Origin of the sequence: Parapedobacter soli, assembly GCF_025460835.1 — a bacterium.
Lineage (GTDB): Bacteria > Bacteroidota > Bacteroidia > Sphingobacteriales > Sphingobacteriaceae > Parapedobacter > Parapedobacter soli.
Window position 1 is genome coordinate 1 of the sequence record NZ_JAMXAY010000088.1, and the last position, 10,831, is coordinate 10,831.

A 10,831-nucleotide genomic window follows, 5' to 3' on the forward strand; every position below is an offset into this window, starting at 1 on the left:
GGCGGCCTCATCTATTACGTGCGCAACGGGGTTCCCTGTGCGCGGACAACACCTAAACCTAGCACCAAGCCGCCCACGCCGGCCCAATTGGCGCAGCGGATGCGGATGAAACTTACCATGCGATTCCTCGCTCCCTTGGCGCCCGTGCTGGAGGAAACGTTCAAACCGGGCAACAGGCAGGTGAAGTCGGGTCTCAACTGGGCCACCAAGCAGGTGCTGCAGGATGCCGTGGCGGGGGATTATCCCCACCTGTACATCGATCCCCGCCGGGTGATGGTGAGCTGGGGAGGACAGCTTGCGTTACAGCAACCTGTATTGGCGGTTGGCAGTGACGGACTTTGCTCGCTCCAATGGCTAAACGGCGATAATCCGTTTGTCGACGGCAACGCACCGGCATTCCTGCTGGCCTACAACGAGACGCAGGGCCGGGTGGTGGTGAGCGACGGCACGGCGTGCCGCGGGGAGGGTCAGCTCTCCCTGCAATTGGCCCCGAGGCTCATGCAGGGGCGCCTACACGGGTATTGTTTCGTGATGGATAGGCGGCGTCGGGAGGCGTCGAGGAGTGTTTTCCTGGGTACGTGGGTCGACGGGGAGCGGCAAGATGGCGCGCTGCCCGGAGTGGACGGGGACACCGCTCCAAGCGCATCGGATACGTTGGAAGGAGAACGGCTATGAGGGCAATTAAAATCATCCGCGTGGCCAAGGGGAAGCACAGTACCCTCAGCCAACTGTACATCGGCGGCCTGTTCTGCTGCTACCTGCTGGAGGACACCGTGCGTGACCACAAGGTGCCGGGGGAGACGGCAATCCCCCCGGGTAACTACGGCCTCTCGCTCAACCACTGGGCGGGTATGAACGCCACGTACGCGAAACGGTACCCGCACATGCACGAGGGTATGGTGGAGATCATCGAAATTCCCAACTACCAGCTCGTGTTCTTCCACGCGGGCAACGACCATACGGATACGAGCGGCTGCCCGCTCGCTGGATTGTACTGGGTGCTGGTAAACGGTGATTATGAAGTAAGGGGCTCCCGCGCGGCTTATGAATTCGCCTACCCGAAGTTATTGGCGGAGATTAACAAAGGCAACAATCGGTTGGTGGTTGAAAACAGATTGCTGCTCTCCTGACTGGATGCAAGCACTCTAGGCAGCTTGCGTGGCAGCCGGAAACGGTAAAATTAAGAGGTAAAAAATAAATCATGAACAAAATGAACAAGAAAATAAACGGCGTTCACAGCCCCGAAACGGGGAAAACGCTATACGAACGGATCAAGGAAACGCTGGCGGTGGCCAGCCAGTTGGTCATCGCCTCGCCGGTGAAGCTGCCACCCAGGGTGGTGGTGGTAGCCCGGTACCTCGCCCTGGCACTGGGCGTGCTGGAGGCGGTGGAAAGCGGTGTGCGGAAGGAGGGAGGAGGTAGCGATGAAGACGAGTAGCGCGCAGCTCGGCATCGGCACGGGCGGCGGCACGCTGCTCAGCATCGTGGCCCAGCTCGGTATGCACGACATGGTCAAAACCGCCGTGCTGGCGGCCATCGGCGCGGTCGTGAGCTTCGCGGTAACCTGGGCGCTGCAGCGATGGCTGCGGAGGCGGTAAGCCGCACGCCGACGGGACGAAGCCCCCTTAAACCTAACCAAAAGCCCTTGCCCTAACCGGCGGGGGCTTTTTGTGGTTCTTTTTAGATGGGTACAAAGGTATCCTAGTTATTGCTGTTGCTTTTGAAAAAACTACCCAACGTTTTGTGACTAATACTAACCCGTTGTGCAATTTATGCAATTATTGTGCAATTCATTTCAACCGAACACAGGAGCCAGCTCATAGGCATGTCTCATTCTCTTTCCTTTAACAGGAGCAACGGCACCTCTGTTTTGGCCAGCAATCGCTTGCTCACGCTCCGGCGGAACAGCCCTTCGAAAAAACCATAGGTCTTCGGGACGGTAATCACCAGGCCTGCCTCCTCATCTTCCGCAAAATCCGCAATTTCCTCGGCGATGTCATCCCCTTCCTCGTAATGATACGAAGGGCCGAAACCATCCAACAGTTCATGCATCTTATACTGTTCGGGAATCATGTCCGGATCAAACCGGTTGCCCTCCAGCGCCACGTTCAGCACCAACAGCTTCGCGCCCAGTTTTTCCAGCCACCAGCCAATCTCCGATACCGGTGTGCTCCGTGTTACCTGTTTGAGGTCACAGGCAAACACGATTTTATCGATAGGCTCAAACTCCGCCTCCTTTGGAACAATAAGCAAAGGTACCGGACAGGATGAGGCTAGACTGGTTGTATTGCTCCCCACCAGAAACTTTTCCAGCCCGCTCTTGCCCGTTGTCGCTACCACGACCAACCCGGCCCGCCCTTGTTCGGCAAGCTGCTCTACGCCAAGCTCCAGTGGCAGCCCATTGGCCACAAGCTCAATGGTAATCCCGGAATCGCCCCCCAGTATCGACCCTATTTCCCTTTCTACGATCTCAAGCGCCAAAAGGCTTCCTTCATGTGCAAGTGTCGTGTCTAATTCCGCAACCGGAATATCCGTAGCTGCGGGGGCATTGTCATACGAATGGTACAGCACAATCCGCAGAATCCCAATCGATTTTGCCAAGGCTGCCCCATAACGAGCAGCATTCATGGCTGCTTCCGAAAAATCTGTCGTAATAATGATCGTATTCATAACCATTGGAGTTTTATTGTGTGGCTTGTTTTGAGAGCTGTTCCCTGAGCACCGTCAGGTCAATCTTGGGATCTGCATGATTTCAATTCCGCATCCAAGGCTAAACAGCACTTCCCAATATTTCCCTTATTCCATCTTCGTATCGGGTAGGCGTAAACTGAAACGCCTTGCAAAATTTGTCACTGTTGAAGAAATAATCCTGATTGTTCTGGTATTGCATTTCGATAAGTTCTTTGACCGTCCTGTCAAATAACCCCCCAATGGTGAGTAACACTGGTGACAGTATCCTGTAAGAACTTTTCTGGTTTTTTATGCCGTTTGCCAGATCGACAAAAGCTTTGCCGGTCAGGCGTTCAGAAGAAGTGGGAAGGTGCCACACCTGATTGTAGGCACTGTCCGTGTTGCCGAGGATAGCTGTTGCTCTGGCCGCATCGGGCGTATAGGTAAAGGAATGTATCTTGTGGGGATCACCCTGCCAATTGGCCTTTTTCCCTTTGGCCACAGGATCCAGTACCAGTATGTTCAGTATGCCATTTTTAGAGCCCGGCCCGTAAAAGTCCGCACTCCGGGCAATCAGCGCTTTGAGGTTGTTTTCTGCCATTGCCTTGTTGATAAGCTTCACAACCTCCAACCTTACCGCGCCTTTCTTTGAGGGAGGGTTCAGGGGGCTTTCTTCGCTCATATTCGGGATCGCACTTTTATCGTACATATACACGTTGTCAAAGAAAACCAGTTTGCTGTTGTGTTGTACACAGGCATCCACAACATTCCGCATGATGGCCGGCCATTGTGCCTGCCAGATGCGCCGGTCGTATTTCAAACCTACGGTTAGGTAGACAATCTCCGAACCTTTGACCGCTTCGGATACTGCATGTGCATCCAATAGATCGGCAGCGACCAGTTCATCATTCCCGTTTACCTGTCTGGGATGGCGGGCCACAAGCCTGATTTTATCCGTGAACTGTTTCAGTTCTTTTGCGAGCAATGTTCCTATGTCCCCTCCCGCACCTAATATTGTTTGCATAACGATAAAGCTTATATACAATAATAAGAACTTTTGAGGTACATAGACGGAAACGTAAGATTATTTTTTTGCTATGATTAGGTTAGTTTTATAAAACTAATGTGTCAGGGAATCAACCATCTCCCACAATCCACGTGTAAACTTAATAAAGAGTTAGTCAACCCCCTACAAGAATCATTATTGTAGTTTTTATAACGACCGATTTGAAAAAATGCTTATAGTTCGGTTGGAACGCTCATTAAAAGTCGATTCGATAACTTAGATTCGGAATGACGACCGGTTCGCGCTGTACTTCGACCTGCCGGGTCTGGTAGTTGTACCGGTGCCCCACGTACTCTTCGAACTGCGTCAAGTTGAGAATCTTCAGCGAAATCTCTTGGGAAGTCTTTTTCTTATTGATCCGGTAGCTGACGGTCAGATGAGCCGTGAGGGCCGCCGGATATTGTTCGGAAAAAGCATTTGTTTCGTCATAGATCACCTGCTGGGCGGGGATAGACACCGGACTCACGGGTGAGTACCGATCGCCTCCCTGATAACTGATCCGACCATTGACTCCCAGTAGATTATGCTTACGCCGCCCCAGATCCCATTCCTTTCCCATCAGCAGATTGAAGGCAAAATTGCGGTTGTAACGAGTATCCCGCCAGACCTGGTCCCCACCCCGGTAAGTAGACGAGAAAATAGATGCATTGGCCATATAATAATACCCACTGGCAAATCCACGATTATAGGTGAGTTCAAAACCTACATTCCGGCCTAGGCCGGTATTCTCCAACTGCGCATAATCAAATTGGTAGGTTTGCTGATTGAGAAGCGAAAAAGAGCTGTCTGCGACCACAGGCACGTCGAAGAGGTGCTGGTAATAGAGCTCGGCCTTCAAGCTACCGGTCGCAGACGTCCGCAGATCATACCCCAGCACGAGGTGATGGGCTTTGGTAAAATCCAACTCTTTGTTGAGATCCCTCCCCTGCGGATCCTGTACAAAGTAATAATTCAGCCGTTCGAGGCGGCTGTGCAGGCCGTAGGCCAAGGCCAGCGACTGACGGGGAGTTACTTGGTAACGGATACCCAGACGGGGTTCGATGGACAAGCGGTTGTTCAGGGTGAATAAACTCGCATTGAGTCCCGCGTGCATCGTCAGTGCCGCTGCCGGACGAAAACTAAAATGCGTATAGGCCGCTAACAGATTGCTGCTGCCGGTTTCGTCTACGACGGCCTGCATGGGATCCCCCGGACGAGGGGCCTGCCGGATATCCATATCATACTGCATGTTGGTCAGATTGACGCCTGTCTTGTTATTGATCCGGGCATTGATCTTTGTGCCGATAAAAGAGGAAAGGACGATATTGCGGTATCGCATATCCAGGGCATTTTTATCAAATTCATTCAAGCTACTGTCCAATCGTTGGATCGGATAGTCTAGGCCCCGAATGGTCGCGGCCAATGATGTCTTCCAATACTGGGACTTATTGAGCTGCTGGCGGTGGGTCAGTCCGGCAACCCCCATATCCATACGGACGGTGTGCGTCTCCCGGAAATCATCATAAGCCCATTCGGTGATGTCTCTCTTGGCTTCCGCTCCTACCCGATCGATGAGGCCCATTCCCCAAAAGGAAAACTCGCCTGCTTTGCGTGTAGGGACATGGAGTTTGAAGGACAGGTCCTGGTACTGGATGGCTCCCGCACCTTCGGCCAATAGCGGCGCAACGAGCGCTAGGGTAGAATAGCGATAATTGATATTATACGAGGCACCGGTTCCTTTGTTCAGCGGCCCTTCGGACGCAAGGTCAATGCCAACTACCCCCACCTGAAAGGTGTGTTCGTACTGCTGGTCGTTGCCGTTGCGTAGCGAAAGGTCAAAAACACCGGACAGAGCATTGCTGTATTCAGCGGGCATCGCACCCGAGAGAAAAGTGGAATTGCCCAACAGCTGGGTACTGAGTGCAGTAACCGTCCCGCCTGCAAAGGAGCGCATATCTCCTAAGTGATTGGGCACGGGGATCTCAATGCCTTCCATCTTCCACTGGAGGGCTTGGGGGCTGTTACCCCGGACCATAAAGGCATTGTTGCCAATGTTTCCCGACACCCCAGCAAAAGCAGTCACCAACCGGGCTGGATCGTCGAATCCCCCAGCAAAGCGCTGTGCAGCTTCGACCCCCAGCACGTGATTGCTCACCGTCGCCGATGTGTGACGCCCGCCGGTCACAGGTCTGATCTCGATTTCATCCAGCGAGGTTACCCGCCAGTGCAGGCGGATCTGGATTACCACTTCTTTGCCGGAGCTGACTGGGATCTCTTCCATTTGGGCGGGCTCGTATCCCACTGCGGTGACTACCAGATCGTACCGCCCTACCGGAACAGCCGTAAATATAAAGTTTCCTTCTGTGTCCGCAGCAATCTCCTGGCCGATCGGTAGCAGTCGAAGGTTCGCAGAGGGGATGGGCATCCCGGTTATTGCCTCGGTGACCGTACCGCGGACGGTCTGGGTAGGCTGAGCCATTGTGGACGCAGCCATCAACATAAACGCAAATAAATAAAAAAATATACGTGACATAGCAATTTTCCCTAAAGTTAGCTACTTTAAGAATGAAAGACACCGGAAGGCTACATCAAATAGGAAATTTAACACGAACTTAATGTGCCGTTTAATGAGTAATTACGATACATTTGCAGAACCTTTACCACGGCAAGCAGCGTATCCAGTTTTTAATCTCCCCTCAGGGTATCAGTTACTGCGATAAAACAAACGAATGTCGAACACCAATAATAAATGTTGTATTTTTTTAATCGCTTATTTACAGAATCCTACAAGCAATAAAAAAGAGGTATACCAGAATTAGGATGGATTATACCTCTTTATCGCCTCTCGGTAGCCCGTAGGGGGATTAAAAACATTGCTTTATTGTGACGATAACGGTGGTTTTTAAATTTTGGGGGTTCTTTTTGCGGTTCTTTTTAGATGGGTACATAGGTCTCCTATTTATTGCCGTTGCTTTTGAAAAAACTACCCAACGTTTTGTGACTAATACTAACCCGTTGTGCAATTATTGTGCAATTCATTTCAATATATAAAATGCGTCTGCACCCATTTGCCCACTTGGTTTTGGAATAAGTCTTTAAGTCCTGTTTTGCGTGATTTGCGTGGTTTTTGCGTGATTCNATTGTGCAATTCATTTCAATATATAAAATGCGTCTGCACCCATTTGCCCACTTGGTTTTGGAATAAGTCTTTAAGTCCTGTTTTGCGTGATTTGCGTGGTTTTTGCGTGATTCATAGGTGATAAAAAGTTCCTGCACCCGCACCTGACACTTTTAACACAGCGAAACCACTAACTAACGCCGTTAATTCGTTAGTTGCTGTTCTGTTGGATATATCATTCAATCTTTGATACTCCTTGTTCGTTATCTTCCCTTTTTCTTTCACAAACAAAACCGCTTTCACCTGCCTACCGTTAAGTCCAAGTGATTGCAAGTATTCCTCATTGAGAATGTCTTTTTGAAAGACTGCCCAAATACCCGAGGTCTTGTAATAAAAAGTTGGCTTTGGAAGTCCTGCTTCCAAACTAACAGCCAATCGGGCTGTATATGGCACACCCAAAATCCTTTATAATTACCCGTCAATTTGTGCGGTTTGTTCTTTGGTGGGAGCGAGCCTTTTTCAACCAATTGGGTTACGACCTCATCGAGAAGTCGCATATCTAAACCTCGCTTTTTGGCGAGTTTAATATCTTTCTTAAACTTCCCCGTCTGTTCAAGCTGATACATTACGAATAAAGTTCCTTTCTGAAATCTTCAAGGGTGGTTTTGGTCGCCTTTCCCGATTTGGCCTCTTTTATCGCCTTTTCAGTATCTTTATTGTAACGAGGTTCTTCAAGCTCTACAAAAGGAAGTGTTTTAAGGTATTCATAGAATACTTTTGCTTGCTTGCTTCGCTTATCTATTTTTATTGTAATTTCCATATCCACATATATGGATGATACTACCCCAAAGTTACTAAAAAATAAAATTGTTCGCTATCGGCTGGCGAAAGAAAGGAAAAGCTCTGCATGACACGAAAGAAATTCAACGTAAAGAGCCCAAAACGAGAATAGCAACGACCAAGAGCGGTTGGGTTTCGCAAGCGACAAATGAGCGAGGGGATAATTTTATTATAATGATGGATTTTTCAAATGCCCTTTATGAAAATAAGAGAAATTAAAATAAAGAACGCATTGTGGATGGCATGCATAGAGTATCCTAACATAAAGCTATACTTAACCCGTAAATAAATCTTATTGATAGGAAAACATTAACAACCCTCTTATGCTATATGAGAGTGGGCTGAGCGATTGACAGATATCTCAAAGCTGTCGTCTTGTACGGTTACGACATCCAGTAATCCATATCGGATATAGACTGCCGCTTTCATTGCCAGACGGGAAAAATCTATGTTCATTTCTGATGCATTCATATCGATATAGCGTATAAAAATCAATAACACCAGAAGTAAACGAAAATATAACTTTTCTTACTATCTCATTGGATGATATCGTTGGGGAACGGACAAAAGCATCTGATTAAAGCAATACACGTGTTGATCAGCGGTCAACCCCGAAACCGACGTACGCGATTGCAGGTTGAGTTTTTCGATCACAGCCCTTGACTGCCGCTTTCTGAACATCTTTTTTAACGCCGAATGGATCTTCATATCCGGCTCTTTCAACATAAAACAAAGGTAACTGAAATACCTGTCCTTCATTTCCGGGTTCAGATTCCCCCCGCGCTTCTTCGTGATTTTTACCAGTGCCGACCTTACCTTGGGAGGTGGCATAAAGCTTTCTGGCGGGACTTCGTACAGAATCGCGAATTCAAAAAAAGAACGGTAGAACAGTTTGTAAGGATCGCTGCCCGTAGCGCGTATGAGCTTACTGGCAGGTTCATACTGCATGATCAACGATGCGCATTCCAAATGTGCCAGATGATTAAACATCAGTATTTTTAAAATCTCCGAGGTAATGTTGTAAGGGATATTGGAGACCACTTTGAAACTGGTTTGTTGAATGCTATACTTCAGAAAATCAATCCCTATAGTATGGACGCGTCTGTCATGGGCAAACCTCCGGTGCAGAAATCCTACAAGTCCCTTATCTTTTTCAATAGCGATGACGTACTTGCTGAGCCTGGCCAAATGCACAGTCAGAAATCCCTTCCCTGCACCGATATCCAAAACCACATCATCTTCCCTGATATCAGCAATCCTAATGGCATCGGCTATCAGTAACTTATCCACGGTAAAGTGTTGCCCCGTATATCTTACGGGAGCTTTATTTTTTTTCATTAAAAAATTCTTAGAAATAAATATGCAAACTGGATCACGGGAAATGTGATAAGGCAGTATTCTATCCTAAGAAATATTTCTTAATAACAAAGGCACTTGAAAACCCTGCCACCTGAATAGATGGTGGAGTTAATGACTAAAAGATGAATAGGCTACCTATCACTAGATAGTAGCCCAAGGTCTAGCGACACCTGCGAAACAAAACATGTATATATTATTTTATACGTAAGCAAAGCAAATATAAAAATCTTTTTCGGATTATACCCGAGACCTCAAGGGTAAGTGACTACGACAGGAATAGGTTATGGATAATAGAAAAGTCTAAACTTAACAACGTGAGACAACATCAGTCAAAGCACATTTTTATCTCTAAAGCCCTAATTCCGGCATAAACACAGACGCCGCCAATACCCTTCATTTATTCCGTTGCTTTTTGGACTTGCTCGTAAATGCCCGCCCACACCACCATAATCAATTCTTTAGACAAAAAAACATCAGTTATGGAAGCGAACAGCACCGTCCAGAACCTCTACACCGTAGTCAAGGTACCGGTATCCAAGCCATTAGAATCGCCAACCTACGTGGACTGCCGGGAATGGGGAAAAAGAGGATTGATGATACTGTTGGTCTCCGTTGGTTATTGTAGCCGGGTTGGGTGAATAAATAAGCGCTACCCAAGGATTGATGTAAAATCCTCTCGATTGGTTTTCTGTTTTGCCGAACATAAACCGGTAGCCTCCCCGTATTCCTATACTGAGCCCCCATAACTCTTCTTCTTCTTGCGTTGCCTTGAGCTCAACATTCTCCTTGCCATAGGTAAGCTGTAAACCGGAATGCCACCCGTTGATCTTTCCAAAAAGATAGTCTGTTTTTAAATCAAAACCAGAAGAATAAACCGAAAATGCGTCATTATTAACAAAAAATGCGGGCTGTTCAATAGCGAATATCCCAACACTTGAGCGAAAGCTGCCGTATGTGGTCCCAGCATGAAGGGAATAACCATTAAGAATATAAGCTAAGGGATCAACCTCTATTTCCAATCGAGCGAGTGTTTTCTGTTGCGCCTTTGTCTGGAATGTCAACAGACAAAAAAGAAATAGAATTGTAAGCGTTTGAAGAATCAATCGAATTGTTGCTGATTTTTTTTGAAGAAATGCGTAATGAATCATACCCCAAAAGTAAGGACGGAAAAAGTAAGGAGCCGTTAACAAAAGATAAGAAATACTATTTCCTGGAGATCCTGTTTCTTATCCTACTCAGGGAAACGGGTGTTATACCAAGAAACGAAGCGATGATATGTTGTGGAACGCGTAATAACAGCGTCCCATGCTCCCGTTCAAAATCCAGGTATCTTTGTTCCGGTGTTCGGCTGATATAACTTGTAAAAATACGTTGTGAGTTAATGAAACGTTGTTCTATGATTTTTCGGGTCAATACATTTACTTTGGGAACGACCTGATGCAATAGATCGAAATCGCTCTTGTTAATGGAGAGAACCGTGCATTCTTCGACTGTTTCCAGCGCTTGGTCTGAGGGGCTTTGTGTTAAGAAACTTGGATAGCAACTTGCGAAATGATTTTCAGCAAACAGGAATACGGTAACTTCATTGTCATCGGTATTCAGACAATAGAGCCTGATAATACCTGTTACGACAAAGTATAGTTTACGTTCGATCTGGCCAATGGCTGTTAATCGTTTTTTAGGAGGAATCTGTTCCAAAGTGAACAATGGCCATAGTTTATCCCATTCATCATCCTCTAGCCGAATAATATTGTTTAAACTTACATTATGCAATAGGGATATAATATTTGTTTGAACTT

The 10,831-nt window shown here is 47.6% G+C and carries 12 protein-coding genes and 1 pseudogene; 4 read left to right on the forward strand and 9 right to left on the reverse strand.

Features of this window, described 5'->3' with window-relative positions:
- The 4 genes from NGM62_RS20880 to NGM62_RS20895 form a co-directional block, all read left to right on the forward strand.
- Positions 1-675, forward strand: a 675-nt coding sequence (locus tag NGM62_RS20880; RefSeq protein WP_262250256.1) for a DUF6266 family protein, incomplete at its 5' end; no start/stop codon positions are given.
- Entirely contained in the window at positions 672-1,130 is a 459-nt protein-coding gene (locus tag NGM62_RS20885; protein ID WP_262250257.1) for a DUF5675 family protein, read from the forward strand. The genes NGM62_RS20880 and NGM62_RS20885, both read left to right, overlap by 4 nt.
- A gap of 71 nt (positions 1,131-1,201) precedes the next feature.
- Positions 1,202-1,438, forward strand: coding sequence for a hypothetical protein (locus NGM62_RS20890; RefSeq protein WP_262250258.1), 237 nt, complete (start codon positions 1,202-1,204; stop codon positions 1,436-1,438).
- A complete protein-coding gene (locus NGM62_RS20895) occupies positions 1,425-1,598 on the forward strand; it encodes a hypothetical protein (RefSeq protein ID WP_262250259.1) in 174 nt (57 codons plus the stop codon). The genes NGM62_RS20890 and NGM62_RS20895 overlap by 14 nt, the downstream gene beginning before the upstream one ends.
- 232 nt (positions 1,599-1,830) lie before the next feature.
- Here NGM62_RS20895 and NGM62_RS20900 read toward each other — a convergent pair whose 3' ends face one another.
- The 9 genes and pseudogenes from NGM62_RS20900 to NGM62_RS20935 form a co-directional block, all read right to left on the reverse strand.
- A complete protein-coding gene (locus NGM62_RS20900; RefSeq protein WP_262250260.1) occupies positions 1,831-2,670 on the reverse strand; it encodes a universal stress protein in 840 nt (279 codons plus the stop codon).
- A gap of 100 nt (positions 2,671-2,770) precedes the next feature.
- The gene (locus NGM62_RS20905) at positions 2,771-3,694 is read right to left on the reverse strand and encodes an NAD-dependent epimerase/dehydratase family protein (RefSeq protein ID WP_262250261.1); all 924 of its coding nucleotides are present in this window, start codon (positions 3,692-3,694) and stop codon (positions 2,771-2,773) included.
- Positions 3,695-3,932: 238 nt separating this feature from the next.
- Positions 3,933-6,209, reverse strand: a complete 2,277-nt coding sequence (locus NGM62_RS20910) for a TonB-dependent receptor (protein WP_262250262.1) — start codon at positions 6,207-6,209, stop codon at positions 3,933-3,935.
- A 756-nt stretch (positions 6,210-6,965) separates the two neighbouring features.
- Positions 6,966-7,256 (reverse strand): hypothetical protein, encoded by a 291-nt coding sequence (locus NGM62_RS20915; protein WP_262250263.1) that lies wholly within the window; start codon positions 7,254-7,256, stop codon positions 6,966-6,968.
- A 20-nt stretch (positions 7,257-7,276) separates the two neighbouring features.
- A pseudogene (locus NGM62_RS22315) lies at positions 7,277-7,459 on the reverse strand (type II toxin-antitoxin system YafQ family toxin); the annotation flags it as partial.
- The gene (locus NGM62_RS20920) at positions 7,459-7,653 is read right to left on the reverse strand and encodes a hypothetical protein (RefSeq protein WP_028297204.1); all 195 of its coding nucleotides are present in this window, start codon (positions 7,651-7,653) and stop codon (positions 7,459-7,461) included. The gene NGM62_RS20920 and the pseudogene NGM62_RS22315, both read right to left, overlap by 1 nt.
- A 551-nt stretch (positions 7,654-8,204) precedes the next feature.
- On the reverse strand, positions 8,205-9,011 hold the full coding sequence (locus tag NGM62_RS20925) for a ribosomal RNA small subunit methyltransferase A (protein WP_262250264.1): 807 nt from the start codon (positions 9,009-9,011) through the stop codon (positions 8,205-8,207).
- A 563-nt stretch (positions 9,012-9,574) separates the two neighbouring features.
- Positions 9,575-10,180, reverse strand: a complete 606-nt coding sequence (locus NGM62_RS20930; protein ID WP_262250265.1) for a DUF3575 domain-containing protein — start codon at positions 10,178-10,180, stop codon at positions 9,575-9,577.
- 55 nt (positions 10,181-10,235) lie between these two features.
- Positions 10,236-10,831, reverse strand: a 596-nt coding sequence (locus NGM62_RS20935) for a Crp/Fnr family transcriptional regulator (protein ID WP_262250266.1), incomplete at its 5' end; no start/stop codon positions are given.

Coding starts and splice junctions, on each gene's coding strand:
- NGM62_RS20885 (WP_262250257.1), top strand. CDS start 672: ATGAGGGCAATTAAAATCATCCGCGTGGCCAAGGGGAAGCACAGTACC.
- NGM62_RS20890 (WP_262250258.1), top strand. CDS start 1,202: ATGAACAAAATGAACAAGAAAATAAACGGCGTTCACAGCCCCGAAACG.
- NGM62_RS20895 (WP_262250259.1), top strand. CDS start 1,425: ATGAAGACGAGTAGCGCGCAGCTCGGCATCGGCACGGGCGGCGGCACG.
- NGM62_RS20900 (WP_262250260.1), bottom strand. CDS start 2,670: ATGAATACGATCATTATTACGACAGATTTTTCGGAAGCAGCCATGAAT.
- NGM62_RS20905 (WP_262250261.1), bottom strand. CDS start 3,694: ATGCAAACAATATTAGGTGCGGGAGGGGACATAGGAACATTGCTCGCA.
- NGM62_RS20910 (WP_262250262.1), bottom strand. CDS start 6,209: ATGGCTGCGTCCACAATGGCTCAGCCTACCCAGACCGTCCGCGGTACG.
- NGM62_RS20920 (WP_028297204.1), bottom strand. CDS start 7,653: ATGGAAATTACAATAAAAATAGATAAGCGAAGCAAGCAAGCAAAAGTA.
- NGM62_RS20925 (WP_262250264.1), bottom strand. CDS start 9,011: ATGAAAAAAAATAAAGCTCCCGTAAGATATACGGGGCAACACTTTACC.
- NGM62_RS20930 (WP_262250265.1), bottom strand. CDS start 10,180: ATGATTCATTACGCATTTCTTCAAAAAAAATCAGCAACAATTCGATTG.